This window comes from Ensifer adhaerens, from assembly GCF_028993555.1.
Classification (GTDB): domain Bacteria; phylum Pseudomonadota; class Alphaproteobacteria; order Rhizobiales; family Rhizobiaceae; genus Ensifer; species Ensifer adhaerens_I.
Window position 1 is genome coordinate 144,220 of record NZ_CP118610.1, and the last position, 19,635, is coordinate 163,854.

General features: G+C 62.3%; 18 protein-coding genes and 1 riboswitch. Of the genes, 13 read left to right on the forward strand and 5 right to left on the reverse strand.

Annotation, left to right across the window (positions count from 1 at the left end; translation table 11 throughout):
• Positions 1 to 6 precede the first annotated feature (6 nt).
• Positions 7 to 1,017 carry an NAD(P)H-dependent flavin oxidoreductase gene (locus PWG15_RS00680; RefSeq protein WP_275022589.1) on the reverse strand — a complete coding sequence of 337 codons (1,011 nt, stop codon included), beginning with the start codon at positions 1,015 to 1,017 and terminating at the stop codon, positions 7 to 9.
• 341 nt (positions 1,018 to 1,358) lie between these two features.
• Here PWG15_RS00680 and PWG15_RS00685 point away from each other — a divergent pair, with 341 nt between their 5' ends.
• A complete protein-coding gene (locus PWG15_RS00685; protein ID WP_275022590.1) occupies positions 1,359 to 2,561 on the forward strand; it encodes a biotin transporter BioY in 1,203 nt (400 codons plus the stop codon).
• A 108-nt stretch (positions 2,562 to 2,669) separates the two neighbouring features.
• On the opposite strand, the gene ppk2 is transcribed toward PWG15_RS00685, so the two are convergent.
• Positions 2,670 to 3,566 (reverse strand): polyphosphate kinase 2, encoded by an 897-nt coding sequence (gene ppk2 / locus PWG15_RS00690; protein WP_275024477.1) that lies wholly within the window; start codon positions 3,564 to 3,566, stop codon positions 2,670 to 2,672.
• A 232-nt stretch (positions 3,567 to 3,798) separates the two neighbouring features.
• On the opposite strand from ppk2, the gene phoR reads away from it, so the two are divergent.
• The 7 genes from phoR (at position 3,799) to phoB (ending at position 11,675) form a co-directional block, all read left to right on the forward strand.
• The gene (gene phoR / locus PWG15_RS00695; protein WP_275022591.1) at positions 3,799 to 5,067 is read left to right on the forward strand and encodes a phosphate regulon sensor histidine kinase PhoR; all 1,269 of its coding nucleotides are present in this window, start codon (positions 3,799 to 3,801) and stop codon (positions 5,065 to 5,067) included.
• A gap of 195 nt (positions 5,068 to 5,262) precedes the next feature.
• Positions 5,263 to 6,297 (forward strand): substrate-binding domain-containing protein, encoded by a 1,035-nt coding sequence (locus tag PWG15_RS00700; RefSeq protein WP_275022592.1) that lies wholly within the window; start codon positions 5,263 to 5,265, stop codon positions 6,295 to 6,297.
• 96 nt (positions 6,298 to 6,393) lie between these two features.
• Complete coding sequence (gene pstC, locus PWG15_RS00705) at positions 6,394 to 7,878, forward strand: phosphate ABC transporter permease subunit PstC (RefSeq protein ID WP_275022593.1); 1,485 nt, start codon at positions 6,394 to 6,396, stop codon at positions 7,876 to 7,878.
• The gene (pstA, locus tag PWG15_RS00710; protein WP_275022594.1) at positions 7,875 to 9,197 is read left to right on the forward strand and encodes a phosphate ABC transporter permease PstA; all 1,323 of its coding nucleotides are present in this window, start codon (positions 7,875 to 7,877) and stop codon (positions 9,195 to 9,197) included. The genes pstC and pstA overlap by 4 nt, the downstream gene beginning before the upstream one ends.
• Before the next feature lie 13 nt (positions 9,198 to 9,210).
• The gene (pstB, locus tag PWG15_RS00715) at positions 9,211 to 10,026 is read left to right on the forward strand and encodes a phosphate ABC transporter ATP-binding protein PstB (RefSeq protein ID WP_275022595.1); all 816 of its coding nucleotides are present in this window, start codon (positions 9,211 to 9,213) and stop codon (positions 10,024 to 10,026) included.
• A 50-nt stretch (positions 10,027 to 10,076) separates the two neighbouring features.
• Entirely contained in the window at positions 10,077 to 10,790 is a 714-nt protein-coding gene (gene phoU, locus PWG15_RS00720; RefSeq protein WP_275024478.1) for a phosphate signaling complex protein PhoU, read from the forward strand.
• Between the two features lie 201 nt (positions 10,791 to 10,991).
• Entirely contained in the window at positions 10,992 to 11,675 is a 684-nt protein-coding gene (phoB, locus tag PWG15_RS00725) for a phosphate regulon transcriptional regulator PhoB (protein ID WP_057248102.1), read from the forward strand.
• 173 nt (positions 11,676 to 11,848) lie between these two features.
• On the opposite strand, the gene PWG15_RS00730 is transcribed toward phoB, so the two are convergent.
• On the reverse strand, positions 11,849 to 12,370 hold the full coding sequence (locus PWG15_RS00730) for a GcrA family cell cycle regulator (RefSeq protein WP_275022596.1): 522 nt from the start codon (positions 12,368 to 12,370) through the stop codon (positions 11,849 to 11,851).
• Positions 12,371 to 12,791: 421 nt separating this feature from the next.
• Here PWG15_RS00730 and PWG15_RS00735 point away from each other — a divergent pair, with 421 nt between their 5' ends.
• The 3 genes from PWG15_RS00735 (at position 12,792) to PWG15_RS00745 (ending at position 16,281) form a co-directional block, all read left to right on the forward strand.
• The gene (locus PWG15_RS00735) at positions 12,792 to 13,991 is read left to right on the forward strand and encodes an aspartate aminotransferase family protein (protein WP_065372310.1); all 1,200 of its coding nucleotides are present in this window, start codon (positions 12,792 to 12,794) and stop codon (positions 13,989 to 13,991) included.
• Positions 13,992 to 14,093: 102 nt separating this feature from the next.
• A complete protein-coding gene (argF, locus tag PWG15_RS00740; RefSeq protein WP_275022597.1) occupies positions 14,094 to 15,011 on the forward strand; it encodes an ornithine carbamoyltransferase in 918 nt (305 codons plus the stop codon).
• 280 nt (positions 15,012 to 15,291) lie between these two features.
• A complete protein-coding gene (locus PWG15_RS00745; RefSeq protein ID WP_275022598.1) occupies positions 15,292 to 16,281 on the forward strand; it encodes an Hsp33 family molecular chaperone in 990 nt (329 codons plus the stop codon).
• 172 nt (positions 16,282 to 16,453) lie between these two features.
• On the opposite strand, the gene apaG is transcribed toward PWG15_RS00745, so the two are convergent.
• Positions 16,454 to 16,846 carry a Co2+/Mg2+ efflux facilitator ApaG/CorD gene (apaG, locus tag PWG15_RS00750; protein ID WP_275022599.1) on the reverse strand — a complete coding sequence of 131 codons (393 nt, stop codon included), beginning with the start codon at positions 16,844 to 16,846 and terminating at the stop codon, positions 16,454 to 16,456.
• Here apaG and PWG15_RS00755 point away from each other — a divergent pair.
• Entirely contained in the window at positions 16,845 to 17,087 is a 243-nt protein-coding gene (locus PWG15_RS00755) for a hypothetical protein (RefSeq protein WP_275022600.1), read from the forward strand. The two genes, apaG and PWG15_RS00755, sit on opposite strands and share 2 nt — an antisense overlap.
• Before the next feature lie 2 nt (positions 17,088 to 17,089).
• On the opposite strand, the gene PWG15_RS00760 is transcribed toward PWG15_RS00755, so the two are convergent.
• On the reverse strand, positions 17,090 to 18,274 hold the full coding sequence (locus PWG15_RS00760) for an O-succinylhomoserine sulfhydrylase (protein WP_275022601.1): 1,185 nt from the start codon (positions 18,272 to 18,274) through the stop codon (positions 17,090 to 17,092).
• Between the two features lie 45 nt (positions 18,275 to 18,319).
• A riboswitch (SAM riboswitch) is annotated at positions 18,320 to 18,398 on the reverse strand.
• Between the two features lie 74 nt (positions 18,399 to 18,472).
• Between PWG15_RS00760 and PWG15_RS00765 the strand changes: the two genes are divergently transcribed.
• On the forward strand, positions 18,473 to 19,570 hold the full coding sequence (locus PWG15_RS00765) for a 2'-deoxycytidine 5'-triphosphate deaminase (protein ID WP_275022602.1): 1,098 nt from the start codon (positions 18,473 to 18,475) through the stop codon (positions 19,568 to 19,570).
• The last annotated feature ends 65 nt before the right edge of the window (positions 19,571 to 19,635 follow it).

Here is a 19,635-nt window from a genome sequence, read left to right on the forward strand (position 1 = left end):
AAGCCATCAGTTTCGAGAACTTGAAAATTCCTTGTTGGTGGCGGCGGCGGGCATGGCCTTCAGACCGAGGCGGGTGCGTGCCGCATCGTATTCGCGCTCGAGCCGATCGACGAGTCGGGCGACGGAGGTTACTTCCTTGACCGCGCCGATGCCCTGGCCGCAGCCCCAGATGTCTTTCCACGCCTTGGCGCCGTCGGCTGCGGCGCCGAAGTCCATCTTCGACGGATCTGCTTCCGGCAGGTTATCCGGATCCATGCCTGCCGCCGAGATCGACGGTTTCAGGTAGTTGCCGTGAATGCCGGTGAAGTAGTTGGAATAGACAATGTCGGCGGCGTTGCTGTCGACGATCATCTTCTTGTAGGCGTCGGTGGCGCGCGCCTCTTCCGTCGCGATGAACGGCGAGCCGATATAGGCCATGTCGGCACCCATCGCCTGGGCCGCCAGGATGGCGCCGCCGGTGGCGATCGCGCCGGAAAGAAGCAGAGGCCCATCGAACCAGGAGCGGATTTCCTGGACGAGCGCAAACGGCGAAAGCGTGCCGGCATGGCCGCCGGCGCCGGCAGCTACGGCGATCAGGCCATCGGCGCCCTTGCGGATCGCCGAGTTGGCGTGGCGGTTATTGATGACGTCATGCAGCACGATGCCGCCATAGGAATGGATTGCGGCGTTGACCTCGGGCACGGCACCGAGCGAGGAAATCACCACCGGGACCTTGTACTTGATGCAGAGCATCAGGTCCTGTTCGAGGCGCGCGTTGGACTTGTGCACGATCTGGTTGACGGCGAAGGGCGCGGCGCGCCGGCCCGGGTTCTTGGCGTCGTGGTCGGCAAGCGTCTCGGTGATCTCGGCAAGCCATTCGTCCAGCTGCGATTGCGGGCGCGCGTTCAATGCCGGAAAGGCGCCGATCACACCGGCCTTGCACTGTGCGATCGTCAGCTGCGGATTGGAGATGATGAACAGGGGCGCGCCGACGACCGGCAGTCTCGTCGTTCCGGAAAGAATTGGCGGAAGCGGCATCGGTTTCTCCATCCCTCGATTTGTGCTTCAAATTTTGACGTTTGCGTAAACGTCAAAACAGATAGCAGCAAGTTTGTCGCTTGCAAAGAGGTGGTTTCCGCGCCGGCGACGCGGGCTTATCTTGCATACCGCCCTCGAAGTTGTCGCGTTTTCCCCGGGCTTGGCCGGTCGACCGGGCCGCCGGACTTGCGGATTCCGAAAGCAGCGGTTACGCAATTGTTAACAAAACCAACGGCGTGCCTCCAGATTTAACCGTTGGGCCCTTGGAGAAAGATCGAGGGGTATCGATCAGGTAGAGCACGCCGGCAGGCCCAAAGCCCTGCCTACACAGAGGACTTGATGTGAGCGGACTTGAGACTGCGATCAGAAATGCGCTTGAGCGCTCCGACCGCGCCAGCGCGGAAACCCGTGCGCGCATCTACCAGTCGGCCCGCCAGGCGCTGGAAGCCGGGCTGCAGAAACAGGGAATTGAGGACGTCAACGTCATCGCCCAGCAGCGCCATCGGCTGGAGGCGGTAATCCATGCGATCGAAACGGAGGAGCGTGCCGCTCTTCGGGCGCGGCAGCCGGCTCCGCCCGTCGCCACACCTCCGGGCGTCAGCGTTGACGACAATGTCCGCGCACGTGGACCGGAGCAGGCGCGTGTCGAGCCGCAATCCCGGCCTCAAGGCCAACCGCAATCGCCCTTGGCGGACCGTCGCGAGCCGGGCTTTGCCGCCGATGCGTCCCGTTCCGCGGCGAGTGATGGGGGGCTGGGCGGCCTTCGTGCCGATCGTGACGGCCCGGTCGTCTCGACGCGTGCGGCCGCGGATACTGCGGCAAAGAGTGCGGAGGCCACCGCCGCCGCGCCCGAGGTTCGCGGAGATACCGATCGAAAGCGTCGCCGCAAACGCGGCCGCTTCCTGTCCTTCACCATGGTCGTCGTCACGCTTGCTGCAGCCGCAGGTGCCGCCGCCTGGTGGGTGCAGACCAATGACCTCCTGAAATCCGCGGCTGAACGCGACACCAACGTCGCCAACCCGCCGGCATCGGTAGCATCGGAGGACTTCGACGGGGCTGCCGGCCTGCAAACGCTCGGCGCCCAGCAGGGCTTCACCGGCGACTGGGTGGAAGTCTTTGCGCCTGCAAACATTGCCGCCGTCGAGGCGGGCTCACGCGCCAAGGCTGAGCCGATCGACGACGACGGCGGCAAGCGCATCCAGCTGACGTCCTCGGTTGCCGAAACGGAAGGCGACATCACCATCGAGATTCCGGCAGCGGTGCTGGCGCAGCTATCCGGTAAAACCTCGACCATGGCGCTGACGGTGCAAGCCCAACCGGGCAAGACCACCGAATTTGCGGTCGAGTGCAATTTCTCTTCGCTCGGCGAGTGTGGCCGTCATCGCTTCACAGTGCATGACGAACGGCTCGACATGCTGTTCAAAGTCACCTTCGATCGCAGCCTGGCGCCGTCCTCTGCCGGCCGGATCGTGATCAACAGCGATATCAGCGGTGAGGGCAAGGGCCTCAACCTCTACGCTATCCGCATCCTTCCGGGCCAATAACTCCCGCCCGAGGCGCCCTGCCCTCAAACCGCTGGCCCAATCGGGGCGACCGCATTGGCCGCCCCCCCCCTGGCAGGACCGTTGCGTTCGCCCGCCGTCGTCTTGGCGCTATTTCAGAAAGCCCGGGCCGGATCCGACGATCTTGTCGTCGATTTCACCGATCGCGGCCTTGTCCTTGCGGTCGTAGTCGAGCGTGGAGAGGATGTGGCGGATGAGATTGAGGCGCGCGCGGCGCTTGTCGTTACCGCGCACCACGGTCCAGGGTGCATGGTCCGTGTGTGTTGCCTTCAGCATTTCGTCGCGCTTTGCGGTGTAGTCGTCCCACTTGTTGAGGGCGGCGATGTCCATCGGCGATAGCTTCCAGATCTTCAGCGGATCGTGGCAGCGATCGTGGAAGCGCTTGAGCTGCATCTCTCTGCCGATGTTGATCCAGAATTTGAAGAACTGGATTCCCTCGTGCACGATCATCTTCTCGAAGCGTGGCGCCTGCTTGAGGAACTGTTTGTGCTCTTCGGGCGTGCAGAAGCCCATGACCGGCTCGACGCCGGCGCGGTTGTACCAGGAGCGGTCGAAGAGCACGAATTCCCCAGCCGTCGGCATGGTCGCGACATAGCGCTGAAAATACCATTGCCCGCGTTCGGTCTCCGTCGGCTTCGTCAGTGCCACGATGCGCGCCCAGCGTGGGTTCAGATTGCCCATGGTCGCCTGGATCGCGCCGCCTTTGCCGGCAGCGTCGCGACCTTCGAACAGCGCGATGATGCGTTTTCCGGTTTTCTGCTGCCAGAGCTGGACCTTGACGAGCTCGATCTGAAGTTTCTCCAGCGTCTCTAAATATTCGTCGTCGTCGAGCTTCTTCTTGTAGGGATAATCATCGGACGAAAACGCCTCGTCGTCGATCCACTTCGGCAACTCGGGATTGTCGATGTCGAAGATGCGGCTCTTGCCGCCGATCTGCAGTTCCACTGCGCGGCTTTCAGCCTTTTCCGTCGCCTCCGCTAACGCCATGTACTCGCCCTTTCGGCTTGGCGCACGGGCCCGAAAACCGGCTTCGATCATCGGCAGGATCATGCGCGTTTTCAAACTTCTGCAGCTTCAAGCAGCGCCGAAAAGTCGCGGTGCTCAAGCCTCGATTTCCTTGGAGGAGGCCACAATTGCATTGCGGATTCAAGCCGGTCGTGAAAATCATGTCATGAAGGATCGCTATTCCTCGATCATTTTGGTTCGGGAGGAAGACAAAGTGATTCATGAGGATGTCGAGGTGGACGGTTCGAAAGCGTTCTGGCGGAACCTGGTGCCGCGACTGAAAGCAGAGCGCTGGCTTCTGGGCCTCACCCTGCTTTTGGCGATCCTTGCGACATTTGCCGGCATCCACTTCCTGATCGTGCTTCTCTTCTGGATCGTGCTGGTCGCGGCCCTGCTCAACCGCAGCGCGCCGGCCTCGGTGATCTTGAGCCCGGCCAAGGCGGTGGCGGTCGACGGCCCGACCAGCGATCCGCTGGTGCCGGCGCTGAACGCGCTCGACATGCCCGTGTTGGTCGTGGCTGCCGACGAGACGGTGGTCTTCCAGAACATCGCCGCGGAGAAGGCCTTCGGCACCATTCCGCCGAACACTTACCTGGCGGCCCGGGTGCGTGCGCCCGGTGTTCTCGACATGATCCGCGAGACGATGGCGACCGGCAAAGCCAACCAGATCGAGCATACCGAGCGCCTGCCTTCGGATGCCGTCTATGTCGTGCGCGTGGCACCTGCCGAAATCGGCGGCGAGGGGCGGGCGCCCCGCATCTTCCTGATCACCTTTCGCGACATCTCGCAGGCGCGCCGTATCGACCGCATGCGTTCGGACTTCGTTGCCAATGCCAGCCATGAGCTGCGCACGCCGCTGGCATCGCTGCGCGGTTTCATCGAGACCCTCCAGGGCCCCGCGCGCAACGACTTGAAGGCGCAGGAAAAGTTCTTCGGCATCATGCATGAGCAGGTGACGCGCATGAGCCGCCTCGTCGACGACCTGCTGTCGCTTTCGCGCCTGGAACTGCGCTCGCATATCGCGCCGGACGATCCCGTCGACCTTGCGCCCCTGCTCGGCCATGTCCGCGACAGCCTTCTGCCGCTGGCGAGGGACCTCGACGTCACGGTCTCTCTCGTGGTGCCGGACAAGCCCGTCATCGTGCAGGGCGATCGCGACGAACTCATCGAGGTTTTCGAGAACCTGATCGAGAATGCCTGCAAGTATGGCCAGGAGGGTAAGAAGGTCGACATAACCCTCAACGGCGGCGAAGACGGCGCACAGGCCGAAGTGATCGTGAGGGACTATGGGCCGGGCATCCCCGCCGAGCATGTCCCGCGCATTACCGAGCGTTTTTATCGGGTCAATGTCGAGGCGAGCCGCTCGAAGAAGGGCACCGGACTGGGCCTTGCCATCGTCAAGCACATCCTCACCCGACACCGTGCCCGGCTGCTGATCCATTCTGAGATTGGCAAAGGCACGACCTTTACGGTCCGGTTCTGACATATTGGCGCTGGAAAAGCCGGGACTGTTCATTTTCCCTTAGTATTTTCAATGACATGAGCTGTCATAAATGTTTCGTCAAACTGACATAAAAGGTGTGGCCATCGGCAGCTAACTAGGGGCAGCCGATAAGACGGCGAAGAGCGCTGCAACGCTTGGCGCACACCAACACAAGCCCATTCTGGGAGAACTTTTATGAAAGCTCTTAAACTCACTGTCGCGGCGCTGGTAGCGTCTGCCGCATTTGCCGGCGCAGCCGCCGCCCGTGACCAGGTTCAGGTCGCTGGCTCGTCGACCGTTCTTCCCTACGCAAAGATCGTCGCCGAGACGTTCGGCGAGACCTTCCCCGACTTCAAGACCCCGGTCGTCGAATCTGGCGGCTCCTCGGCTGGCCTGAAGGAATTCTGCAAGGGCGTCGGCCCGGACACCATCGACGTCGCCAACTCCTCGCGCAAGATCAAGGACAGCGAAGTTGAGGCCTGCAAGGCCGCTGGCGTGACCGAAATCCAGGAAGTCAAGATCGGCTATGATGGCATCGTCTTCGCGACCGACGCCGGCAACGCCGACCTCGCGCTGAAGCCGGTCGATCTCTACAAGGCGCTCGCCGCCGAAGTCGTCGTCGATGGCAAGATCGTTGCCAACCCCTACAAGAAGTGGTCGGAAGTCAACTCCGCGCTTCCGGACGTTGACATCGCCGCCTTCATCCCGGGCGAAAAGCACGGCACCCGCGAAGTCTTCGAAGAGAAGATTCTCGCTGCAGGCTGCAAGGAAGCTGGCGCCGTTGACGTCATCAAGGCTGCCGTTGCCGATGAAAAGCAGCAGCACAGCAAGTGCGTCGCAGTTCGTAAGGACGGCCTGGCTGTCGACATCGACGGCGACTACACCGAAACGCTCGCCCGTATCGCTGCCAACAAGAATGGCATCGGCGTGTTCGGCCTGTCCTTCTATGAAAACAATGCCGACAAGCTGAAGGTCGCGACCGTCAACGGTATCGTACCGTCGACCGAAACGATCGCTTCCGGCGAGTATCCGGTTTCCCGTCCGCTGTTCTTCTACGTGAAGAAGGCGCACCTCGGCGTCATCCCGGGTCTCAAGGAATATGTTGAGTTCTTCATCAACGACCAGATGATCGGCCCGGACAGCCCGCTCGCCGAGTACGGCCTGGTTGCTGCTCCGGACGCCGAGCGCGAAGAAATTCGCAAGGCCTTCGAAGCCGGCAACATGCTCTAATAACGACAAGCCCCGGTGCGATGTCCATCGCGCCGGGGCATGCTTTAATTCGATTTGCCGGCGGCTCATGACGGGCGATGCCGGGGAGACGTGCCGATGAGTACTTCGCTCCTTCTTTTGCTAATTGTTGTTATTGGTTTCATTGCCTATTTTGCTGGTCGCGCACGTTCGCTGGCTCAGGCTGGCGGCAAGCTCTCCAACCTTCATTCGCTGCCGGGTTATCATGGTAGCTACGTGGCCATCTGGGCAATGCTGCCCGCGGCGCTCGTTCTCGGCACCTGGCTGATTGCAGCGCCCGTCTATATCGACGGAAGCACGCGCGCAGCCCTGCCGAATGCGGTTCAGAGCCAAGGGGCCGCTGCCGTTCAGCTCGCGCTCGGCCAGGTCAAGTCCGTTGCCGGTGGCCTGCTGCGCCTGAGCGGCGAGGAGGTCGCGGCACTCGAAAGCGGTACCGCCAATCTTCGCTCGACGCTCGCAGCCAAAGGTGTGGCCCTTGCCGGCGAAGGTGAGCCCTACATGGTCACCGTCGCCCAGCATTTCAACGCGATGACCGCGACCAACCGCTGGCTGATGAGCGCGGCCGTACTGTTGATCGCGATCGCCGGCGGCATCTACGCCATCCGCAACGTCGCCACCCGCTTCCGTGCACGCAATCAGGTCGAGCGGGTCATTCTCGGCTCGCTGATCGTCGCGTCTTCCATCGCCATCCTGACGACGGTCGGTATTGTTGCCTCGATGCTGTCGGAGGCCGGTCGCTTCTTCACCATGGTCTCGCCGTTCGAGTTCTTCTTCGGCACGGTCTGGGATCCGCGTTTCGCTGCCGCCGGCAGCGGTGGCGCCTCGGGCCAGTTTGGCCTGATCCCGCTTCTCGCCGGCACGCTCTACATCGCCTTCGTCGCGATGCTCTTCGCCGTGCCGATCGGCCTCTTCGCAGCGATCTACATGGCGGAATATGCAAGCCCGCGCCTGCGTTCGACCGCAAAGCCCCTGCTCGAAGTACTCGCCGGCATCCCGACCATCGTCTACGGTTTCTTCGCGCTGGTAACCGTTGGTCCGTTTCTGCGCGATATCTCGGCGCAACTGAACGGTCTTGCCACCGGCAATTACCAGAACTTCATCCAGGCGCAGAGCGTGGTCACCGCCGGCATCGTCATGGGCATCATGCTGATCCCGTTCGTGTCGTCGCTCTCCGACGACATCATCACCCAGGTGCCGCGCGCACTGCGTGACGGCTCGCTGGGCCTCGGTGCCACCCGCTCCGAAACGGTGAAGAAGGTTATCCTTCCGGCAGCCCTTCCGGGCATTGTCGGCGCGCTGCTTCTGACCGCATCGCGCGCCGTCGGTGAAACGATGATCGTCGTGCTGGCGGCCGGTGTCGCGGCCCGCATGCAGATCAATCCTTTCGAGCCGATGACGACAGTGACCGTGAAGATCGTCAACCAGTTGACGGGCGACCTCGAGTTCACCTCGCCGCAGACGCTGGTGGCCTTCGCGCTGGGCATCACGCTCTTTGTCATCACGCTCGGCCTCAACATTTACGCGCTCTACATCGTGCGCAAATACCGGGAACAGTACGAATGACCGACATCGCTTCCCCGACCGTCCGGATCTCCGCCCGTCCCGCATCCGCAAAGCGTGATATCGGCATCAAGCGCCGCTACGCCGCCGAGCGCCGGTTTCGCGCCTATGGCATTGCCGCAATCAGCACCGGCCTGTTCTTCCTGGCGCTCTTGCTGTGGACCGTCGTTTCCAACGGCTACACCGCGTTCCAGCAGACGACGATCACGTTGCCGATCGAGTTTACCGAAAAGGTCATCGACCCCAATGGCGAACGCACGACCGACAGCAAGGTACTGATGACCGCCAACTATCCGCTCTTGGTGCGCGATGCGCTCGTCAAGCAGCTCGGCATCGATGCGACCAAGCGGCCGCTGGTCAAGCAGGCGACCGACATGGTCTCTGCGAGCTCCCGCACGCTGCTGCGCGACATGGTCGTCAAGGATCCGTCCATCATCGGCAAGACTATTCCGGTCACGCTTTTGGCCGAAGCCAACATCGACTCCGCCAACAAGGGACAGATCGACCTCAAGGTCGAAGAGAGCAAGCGCAAGGTCAAGGACCAGCAGGTCACCTGGATGAACGAGCTTGCAGAGGCTGGCGTGCTCAAGAAGAGCTTCAACACCGGCATCTTCACCTTCGGCGCCTCCAGCCGTCCTGAAGCGGCGGGTGTCGGCGTTGCCGCCCTCGGCTCGTTCTACATGATGCTGATCGTGCTCGTCCTGTCGCTGCCAATCGGCGTTGCAGCCTCGATCTATCTTGAGGAGTTCGCTCCGAAGAACCGGCTCACCGACCTGATAGAAGTCAACATCAACAACCTCGCGGCCGTTCCGTCGATCGTCTATGGTCTCTTGGGTCTCGCCGTCTTCATCAACTTCGCCGGCATGCCGCGTTCGGCGGCCGTCGTCGGTGGTTTCGTGCTGACGCTGATGACCTTGCCGACGATCATCATCGCCACCCGTGCGGCCCTGAAGGCGGTTCCGCCGTCCATCCGCTCGGCGGCACTCGGTCTCGGCGCATCGAAGATGCAGACCATCTTCCACCACGTTCTGCCGCTGGCCATGCCGGGCATTCTGACCGGGACGATCATCGGCCTTGCCCATGCGCTTGGCGAAACCGCGCCGCTCCTCTTGATCGGCATGGTCGCCTTCGTCGTCGACTACCCCGGTTCGCCGATGGAGCCGTCGACGGCGCTGCCGGTGCAGATCTACATGTGGGCCAACGAGGCGGAACGCGCCTTCGTCGAGCGCACCTCCGGCGCGATCATCATTCTTCTCATCTTCCTCGTCGTCATGAACCTTGGCGCCATTCTGTTGCGACGTCGCTTTGAGCGCCGTTGGTAGTGAGGTAATTACTATGAACATCATGTCAGAAGCAGCAGCCGAGAAGGCCTTGGATCAGAAAATGAACACCGTGCCCTACAAGATGATCGGCAAGGATGTGTCGGTCTACTACGGCGAGAAGCGGGCGCTTTTCGACGTCAACCTCAACATCCGCGAAAACACGGTAACGGCGCTGATCGGCCCGTCCGGCTGTGGCAAGTCGACATTCCTGCGCACGCTCAACCGCATGAACGACACCATCGAGAACTGCCGCGTCACCGGCAAGATCACGCTCGATGAGGACGACATCTACGACCCGACGATCGACGTCGTGGAACTGCGCGCCCGCGTCGGCATGGTGTTCCAGAAGCCGAACCCGTTCCCGAAGTCGATCTACGACAACGTCTCCTATGGCCCGCGCATTCACGGCCTCGCCCGCACCAAGGCGGATTTCGACGAGATCGTCGAAACCAGCCTGCAGAAGGCTGGTTTGTGGAACGAGGTGAAGGATCGCCTGCATGAGCCGGGCACCGGCCTTTCCGGTGGTCAGCAGCAGCGCCTGTGCATTGCGCGCGCCGTTGCCGTCAGCCCGGAAGTCATTCTCATGGACGAGCCCTGTTCGGCACTCGACCCGATTGCGACCGCCAAGGTCGAGGAGCTCATCCACGAACTGCGCACGAACTTCACGATCGTCATCGTGACCCACTCGATGCAGCAGGCCGCCCGCGTTTCGCAGCGCACCGCCATGTTCCACCTCGGCAATCTCGTCGAGGAGAACGACACCGACAAGATGTTCACCAATCCGGATGACCAGCGCACCCAGGATTACATCATGGGCCGCTTCGGCTGAGGCCAATTACGGCTGCAACAGTAACTGGAAAGCGCCCGCAAGGATCGACGATCATGTCCATGCATATCATGTCCGCCTATGACGAAGAACTGAAGTACCTGACGCGCCGCATCTCGGAGATGGGCGGTCTCGCCGAGCAGATGGTTGCCGAATCCGTCCGCGCCCTGGTCAATTCCGACCTGGCGCTGGCCCAGAAGGTGATCTCGGACGACACCATTCTCGACGATGCCGAGCGCCAGATCGGCGAGAAGGCGATCGTCACGATCGCCAAACGCCAGCCGGTCGCCGCTGACCTGCGCGAGATCATGGGGTCGATCCGTATCGCCTCCGATCTGGAACGCGTCGGCGACCTCGGCAAGAACACTGCCAAGCGCGTGATTGCGGTTGCCGGTTCCGGCATTCCACGCAAGCTCGCCCGTGGTCTCGAACACCTGGCCGAGCTCGCTCTGGTGCAGCTCAAGGAAGTGCTCGACGTCTATGCCTCGCGTTCGCCTGAAAAGGCCAACAGCATCCGCGAGCGCGACGAGGAGATCGATGCGATCTACACCTCGCTGTTCCGCGAGCTGCTCACCTACATGATGGAAGATCCGCGCAACATCACGCCCTGCACGCATCTTCTGTTCTGCGCCAAGAACATCGAGCGTATCGGCGACCACGCGACCAATATCGCCGAGACGATCTATTACATGGCGACGGGTGCTCAGCCGGAAGGCGAGCGTCCGAAGGATGACAACACGTCGACGTTGGGCTCGGTCACCGACTGAGCGCCCTACGCGGCACCCGAATGCATGCCTTATGAATGCCATCTGGTCGCGGCTCCGGTCGCGGCCCCGAATTCCTGTATCTGAAGCATGCTGCCTTCACACCGCCTTTGAAAATGGCGGGCGTGCTCCAGATTTAGAGTGTCTGAGTGCCGGCCGGTCCGCTGGACCCGCACGGCGCTCGCGGTAAGGAGACGTTACCTGATGTTGCCAAAAATCGCCGTGGTCGAAGACGAAGAGGCGCTGAGCGTCCTGCTGCGTTACAATCTGGAAGCTGAAGGCTTCGACGTCGATACGATCCTCAGGGGAGACGAGGCGGAGATCCGGCTTCAGGAACGCCTGCCCGATCTTCTGATCCTCGACTGGATGCTGCCCGGCGTCTCCGGCATCGAGCTATGCCGTCGGCTGCGCCAGCGCCCGGAGACGGAGCGGCTGCCGATCATCATGCTGACGGCGCGCGGCGAGGAAAGCGAGCGCGTCCGTGGCCTCGCAACCGGGGCCGACGACTATGTGGTCAAGCCCTTCTCCACGCCGGAGTTGATGGCCCGCGTCAAGGCGATGCTCCGCCGGGCGAAACCCGAAGTGCTCTCGACGCTGCTGCGCTGCGGCGACATCGAGCTCGACCGGGAAACCCATCGCGTCCATCGCCGCAGCCGTGAAGTTCGCCTGGGGCCGACGGAGTTCCGCCTGCTGGAGTTCCTGATGTCCTCTCCGGGCCGGGTCTTCTCGCGCTCGCAGCTGCTGGACGGCGTCTGGGGCCACGACATCTATGTCGACGAGCGGACCGTCGACGTGCATGTTGGCCGCCTGCGCAAGGCGTTGAACTTCTCGACCATGCCGGATGTCATCCGGACAGTGCGCGGCGCCGGCTACTCGCTCGAGAGCTGAGAGGGGCGAACGGAAGCCAATAAAAAAGGGGCCGGTCGGCCCCTTTTCGTTTTGGTCCTATGCGGATCCTTAAAGCGCATCGCGATCTTTCAGATTCGCGCCTTGCGCTTTAAGTTCTTGATATTTCGCATGTCGTTGTCGCAAAACCGCTGCGCACTTTTGCGCGACAGGCTTTAGCGCATCCGGCGACGCTCGGCCGATGGCTGGTAGGCAAGCCGGGCATGGAAGCTGCAATAGGGCGAAGATTCCGGCGAGTCGTTGCCGCAGAAGTGGAATTCTTCCTTCAGTGGATCGCCGATCGGCCACTTGCAGGTGCGTTCGGTGAGCTGGGTCAGCTCGAGGCGGCGCGACATCGGCACGACAACGTCGGTGCTGACGCTGAAGTCCTGCTCGGCAACGAGATCGACTTCGATCTCTTCCTTGAGAACGGTGGCGCCGGACGGACGGGCAACGGTGCGGGTCGAAACGCGCGAGGCGTAGTTCGGAGCGCGCGGTGCCGAGGTCGGCCGCTTCGGGCGGGCCGCCGCAGTGGTGCTGCCGCCGGCCTTGGCGCGTCCGGGAAGGCTCAGGCGATGGACCTTGCCGATGACAGCGTTGCGGCTGACACCGCCGAGCTGTGCCGCGATCTGGCTAGCGCTCAGGCCCTCGGACCAAAGCTTCTTCAGTTTCTCCACCCGCTCGTCAGTCCAGTTCATTTCTGCACTCTCCGTTCTCAGCGTTGGGGATGGCAGAATCCCTCACCGCACCCCGGCTGAACCCCGAGGCTGCAAACGCGATAACTCTTTTGGTGACTAGGTCCGCCGCATGCGTCTAGTAATTGAATGTTAACGTACTGACCGCCGGACTCTGTGGCAAGAGTCCGGGGATTCGCGCCGAATCGAATTCGTAGTTTTCCCCAACTTGCTCGATCGGCGTTGCATTTTTGCAAGCCCTTCCAGCCGATTTTTTCGTCGCAGGGAAACGGGTCTTGCCATCGCGCTGCAAGGCTTGGTTTTGTTGACATTGCACTGCGAAATAGGAATAGTGCCTGCGCCGCCGAAAGGCGGCATTTTTGATTTTTATCGGGCCGCATGAAGCAGCGGGATCGATGTCGATTGGAGTGAAGGAGAGCCTCGCATGACTGCAACCACGCCGCTTTACGATACCTACATGCGCGCGCCGTTGCGTTTCGAGCGAGGAGAGGGTGTCTGGCTGATCGCCGAAGACGGCTCGCGCTACCTCGACTTCGCCGCCGGCGTTGCCGTGAACTCGCTCGGTCACGCGCATCCGCACCTCGTCGAGGCGCTGAAGGCGCAGGCCGAAAAGGTCTGGCATCTTTCCAACCTCTACGAAGTTCCTGGCCAGGAAAGCCTCGGACGTCGCCTGGCGGCCGTCACCTTCGCCGATCGGGTCTTCTTCACCAATTCCGGCGCGGAAGCGCTGGAATGCGCGATCAAGACGGCACGGCGCTACCACTTCGCCAAGGGACAGCCCGAGAAGTTTCATATCATCACCTTCGAGGGTGCCTTCCACGGCCGCACCATCGCGACGATCGCCGCCGGTGGGCAACAGAAGTATATCGAAGGTTTCGGGCCGAAGGCCCCGGGTTTCTATCAGGTCCCGTTCGGCGATATCGCAGCCGTCAAGAATGCGATCACCGAGGAGACCGCCGCGATCCTGATCGAGCCGATCCAGGGCGAGGGCGGCATCCGTCCGGCGACGAAGGAATTCATGCAGGAACTGCGTGCGCTCTGCGACGAATTCGGCCTGCTTCTGATCCTCGACGAGGTTCAGACCGGCGTCGGCCGCACGGGCAAGCTTTTCGCCCATGAGTGGACGGGGATCCGCCCGGATATCATGGCCGTCGCCAAGGGCATCGGCGGCGGTTTCCCGCTCGGCGCTTGCCTGGCGACGGAAGAGGCGGCCGCCGGCATGGTGGCGGGCACGCATGGTTCGACCTATGGCGGCAATCCGCTGGCGATGGCCGTCGGCAACGCCGTGCTCGACGTCATCCTCGCTGACGGCTTCCTTGCCCATGTGCGCGACGTCGCACTCGTCTTCCGTCAGGGGCTTGCCTCACTGAAGGACCGCTACCCGGATGTCATCGAGGACATCCGCGGCGATGGCCTGATGCTGGGCATCAAGGTGAAAGGCCCCTCAGCCGATCTCCTGAAGGAGATCCGTGCCGAGAAGCTCCTCGCCGTGCCGGCCGGCGACAATGTACTGCGCCTGCTGCCGCCGCTGACGGTGACGGCAGAGGAGGCCCGCGAAGGCCTCGCACGCATCGAGCGAGCCGCCGAAGCAGTGCGGAAGGCTGGCGGTAACGCCGCAGCGTAACGGATGAGAGCTTAAACCTATCCAGGTGTTAGAATGACCTTTGGGCGTCCCGCAGGATGCGGGCGCGCCAAGGATCGATATTTCAGACAGGAACCGAGTACGATGGCAGGCACCAGACATTTTCTCGATCTTTCGGCCATGACGGCCGCCGATCTCCGGACGATCATCGATGATGCCCGCGTCCGAAAGGCGGCGACCAAGGCCGGAACCGCCGAGAAGCCGCTCGCCGGCAAGATGCTGGCAATGATCTTCGAAAAGCCGTCCACCCGCACCCGCGTGTCCTTCGATGTCGGCATGCGCCAGCTCGGCGGCGAAACCCTGTTCCTGTCGGGCACGGAAATGCAACTCGGCCGCGCCGAGACGATCGGCGATACGGCCAAGGTCCTGTCGCGCTATGTCGACGCGATCATGATCCGCACGACGGACCATCGCCGCCTGCTGGAATTGGCAGAACACGCGACGGTCCCCGTCATCAACGGGCTGACCGACGACACCCATCCGTGCCAGATCATGGCCGACATCATGACCTTCGAGGAGCATCGCGGACCGGTGAAGGGCAAGACGATCGCCTGGACCGGCGACGGCAACAACGTGCTGCACTCGCTGATCGAAGGCTCCGCCCGTTTCGGCTATCGCATGAACATGGCCGTACCGCTGGGTTCCGAGCCGCAGGACAAGATCCTGAATTGGGCCCGCAACAACGGCGGGGAGATCCTGCTGTGCCATGACGCCGAGCAGGCCGTCGCCAATGCCAATTGCATCGTCACGGACACCTGGGTGTCGATGAACCAGGAGCACCGCGCCCGCGGCCACAACGTCTTCCAGCCCTATCAGGTCAACGAAGCCTTGATGAAGCATGCAGCCTCCGACGCGCTGTTCATGCATTGCCTGCCGGCACACCGTGGCGAGGAGGTGACCGACGAGGTGATCGACGGTCCGCAGTCGGTGGTCTTCGATGAGGCTGAAAACCGTCTGCATGCGCAGAAGTCGATCATCGCCTGGTGCATGGGTCTCGTCTAGGCCGCTTGTGCGCGCCGCGGCGAGCGCGATGGCGCAGCTTCGGCGAGCTGAAGGCCGGCTATTGACATTGCTGCCGCGCGACACGATCTAGGCGGCAGCGGGGCGCTCCTGACAACAGTGAAGCGCCGACTGCCATGGGTGGTGCGCGGCGCGATGGCCGACGGCACATACCCGGTGGACAATCCGTTCATCGCGGGATCAATTGAGACAGCGGGCACGTTGCGCCGGGGGACAGGAATGTCCCTGGTGCAACGCAGTTGGCTGAAGCAAGGAGCAAGACATGACTGACATGACGCCAGGGCTTGGTGAATTCGACTTCGCCGGTGACGATCACGTCGTGCCTTTCCAGGTGGAAGGCCTCGATGTACGCGGCCGCGCCGTGCAACTCGGCCCGATGCTCGACGCAATTCTGGAGCGCCACAACTATCCGCTTCCGGTCGCGCGGCTCGTTGCCGAAACCGTCGTGCTGACGGTCCTTCTCGGCACCTCGCTGAAATTCGAAGGCAAGCTGATCGTTCAGACAAAGGGAGACGGTCCCGTCGATCTTGTCGTCGCCGACTTCTCGACGCCGGATCGCGTGCGCGCCTATGCCCGTTACGATGCGGATGCGCTTGCGGTCGCCGAAAAGGATGGCCGCACCCTTTCACACGAGCTGCTCGGCAAGGGCGTTCTCGCCTTCACCATCGACCAGGGCGTTCATACCCAGCGCTACCAGGGCATCGTCGCGCTCGATGGCGCGACGCTCGAAGAAATCGCCGGCGTCTATTTCCGCCAGTCGGAACAGATCCCGACCAAGGTCAGGCTCGGCGTTGCTGAGCTGCTCGACCGCGATGAGAATGGCAAGCCGCGCCACCGCTGGCGCGCCGGCGGCATGGTCGCCCAGTTCCTGCCGGAAGCGCCCGAGCGCATGCGCCAGCCCGATCTTTCCGGCGGCGACGGCGATGACGGCGCGAGCGCCTTCGAGGATGACGATCTCTGGGCGGAAGCCAAGGTGATGGTCGAGACGATCGACACCGACGAGCTGACGGACCCGATGGTCGGAACCGAACGCTTGCTCTATCGGCTGTTCCACGAGCGCGGCGTTCGCGTCTATGAGCCGCAGGCGGTCTTTGATCGTTGCAGTTGCTCGCGCGAGAAGCTGCGCTCGGTGCTCGCCAATCTGGAAGCGGATGATCTCGAAAGCACCATCGATGATGGCGAGGTCAAGGTCACCTGCGAGTTCTGCTCGACGACCTATCGCTTCGAGGCCAGCGAAGTGCGCCCGCAGTAAATAACGGGCGGCGCTTTGGCCGATGCTGGTCGGGTTCATCCAGTATCGCGATCAGGCACCCTGTCACAAAGTGACGAAGCGGGAAGCGGCACATCTGCGCGCTTCCCGTTTTCGTTTTTAAGGAGTGGGTTCTACGAAGGGAGGACCTGTTTCACGGAGGTCAGCGCGTGCCCTAGTTCAGGGTGCGCACCAGCCCGGGGGAATCGAGCGAGAAGGCCGGAATGGCGACGTTGAAGGTTTCTCCGCCTTCGGCTTCCATGCTGTAGTGGCCGAACATCACGCCCGACGGCGTATCCAGCGGGCAGCCGGACGAATACTCATAGGTATCGCCGGGGTTGAGCAACGGCTGTTCGCCGATCACACCAGGACCGCTGACCTCATCGACCTGCCCGTTCTCGTCGGTGATGTGCCAGTAGCGGGTCATCAACCGCACTGCTGCTTCCGAGTGGTTCGAGATGACAATGCGATAGCCCCAGACATAGCGACCGTCATCGGGATCCGACTGCTCTTCGAGATAGTACGGCTCCACCGTAACTTCTATGTCGCGGGTCAAAGCGCGATACATGGGCAACACCTTGCTTCAGGTCTTTCAGGGTATTCTACAGCAAGATGGTTTCGTCAAGAATAACGGCAAGATTGTGCGCGCCCATTCTGGGGCAAGGGCTTGCGGCAACGTGATGCGACCTTCGACCGGCTCCGATCCCGTTGGTTTCCTTGCTGGTTTTCACGGCGCCGACGGAGCAGCGCCGCGATCGCTGGAAGCGATCGGTGGCCGCCCTCTGCAGCGGCGGCCACGTTTTCGATAGCGTCAGGCTTTGACGGCCTTCAGTGCGCGGGCGAAATCTTCCACCACGTCCTCGCTGTCCTCGATGCCGGCCGAGAAGCGCACGGTACCGGCGGAAATGCCGAGTTCTTCGCGGGCCTCGTCGGTCAGGTTCTTGTGCGTCGTCGTTGCCGGATGGGTGATCAGGCTCTTGCTGTCGCCAAGGTTGTTCGAGATCCGGACGATCTCCAGCGCGTTTTGCAGCGCGAAGGCTGCGTCCTTGCCGCCCTTCAGTTCGAAGGCGACGAGGGTGGAGCCGCCGGTCATCTGCTTGGCGATGATGTCGGCCTGCGGGTGATCCTTGCGGCCGGGATAGATGACCTTGGCCACCTGCGGCTGCTCAGCGAGGAAATCGGCGACGCGGCGGGCTGTTTCCGTCTGCTGCTTGACGCGCAGCGGCAGGGTCTCGATGCCCTTCAGGAGCGTCCAGGCATTGAACGGCGACATGGCCGGGCCCGTATGGCGGAAGTAGTCGTGCAGGTTCTCGTTGATCCATTCCTTGTCGGAAAGCACCACTCCGCCGAGGCAGCGGCCCTGGCCGTCGATGTGCTTGGTGGCGGAGTAGACGACGATATGGGCGCCGAGTTCCAGCGGCTTCTGGAAGAGCGGAGTTGCGAAGACGTTGTCGACGACGACCTTGGCGCCGATCTGATTGGCGAGCTTGGCGACGCCGGCAATGTCGATGACTTCGAGGGTCGGGTTGGTCGGGCTTTCCAGGAAGAAGACCTTGGTATTCTTCTGGATCGCCTTTTCCCAGTTTGCGAGATCGCGACCGTCGACGAGCGTGCATTCGATGCCGTATTTCGGCGCCAATGTCTCGACCACCCAGCGGCACGAGCCGAAGAGGGCGCGGGCGGCAACGATGTGGTCGCCGGCCTTGAGCTGGCAGAGGATTGCCGCGGAAACGGCAGCCATGCCCGAAGCCGTGGCGCGCGCGTCTTCGGCGCCTTCCAGCATGCACATGCGCTTCTCGAACATGTCATTGGTCGGGCTGCCGTAGCGGGCGTAGATGAAGCCTTCGGTCTCGCCCTTGAACCGGGCTTCGGCCGCTTCGGACGTTTCGTAGACGAAGCCCTGGGTGAGGAAGATCGCTTCGGAGGTTTCGCCGTGCTGGGAGCGAGTGGTTCCGCCGTGGACCAGTTGTGTTGCGGGGCGCCAGTTTTTGCTCATGTGACGATCACTTTCAAAAACAAAAAAACCGGCCGCGAAAACGAGCCGGTTTGACACCCGGCCTTTTTAGCTACTTGTTTAACGTGGCTGCAAGCCGACCGGCCAAATCACCACGGGATAAAGCTTCAATACTGCTAGGGTGCGCTTGCGTCAATTCCCGGAGTTTGGTTTTGTCTCGCAACTGAAAAGAGGACTGCGATGGGCCGCGACACTGGGATTTTGGCCGACCGCGCGATTGCCGCGCTGTTCGAAACGGGGCGCCTGAAGAGCGAGAGACCGCTGGATGACGACCAGATCCAGCCGGCAAGCCTCGACCTGCGCCTTGGCGCCAAGGCCTTTCGCGTCCGTGCGAGCTTCATGCCTGGCCCGTCCCATCTCGTTGCGGACAAACTGGACCGGCTGAAGCTGCACGTGGTCGATCTCACCGATGGTGCCGTGCTTGAAACCGGCTGCGTCTACATCGTGCCGCTGATGGAGAGCCTGGCGCTGCCTGCGGGCATGTCTGCCTCGGCCAATCCGAAGAGCTCGACCGGGCGCCTCGACATCTTCACCCGTGTCATCACCGACCGCGCCCAGGAATTCGACAAGATCCCGGCCGGCTATAGCGGTCCGCTCTATCTCGAAATCAGCCCGCGTACCTTCCCGATCGTCGTGCGCCGCGGCTCGCGCCTATCGCAGATCCGTTTCCGCATGGGGCAATCGATCCTGTCGGAGCAGGAGTTGGTGGCCCTGCACGAGAGCGATACGCTGGTGGCGAGTGAGCGACCGAATGTCAGCGGTGGCGGCATCGCGCTGTCGATCGATCTGAAGGGCACCGGTCCGGAGGGCCTGATCGGCTATCGCGGCAAGCACCACACCGCCGTCATCGACGTCGACAAGAAGGCGCAGCATGCGATCTTCGACTTCTGGGAGCCGCTCTACAGCCGTGGACGCGACGAGCTGATCCTCGATCCGGACGAGTTCTACATCCTCGTTTCGCGCGAGGCAGTGCACGTTCCGCCGCTTTATGCCGCCGAGATGACGCCGTTTGATCCGCTGGTCGGCGAATTCCGCGTGCACTATGCCGGCTTCTTCGATCCGGGCTTCGGCCATGCGTCTGCCGGCGGCAGCGGCAGCCGTGCGGTGCTTGAAGTGCGCAGCCACGAGGTGCCGTTCATCCTCGAGCATGGGCAGATCGTCGGCCGCCTGATCTATGAACACATGCTGGAACGTCCAGACGGTCTCTACGGCCTCGGCGTCGGCTCCAACTATCAGGCTCAGGGCCTGAAGCTTTCGAAGCATTTCCGCGCCGAGTAGGGGATTTTGCCCAGGCTCCTCGTGCGATACCGCGCAAGGGTCCTTGACAGATCGTCCCGGTTCGG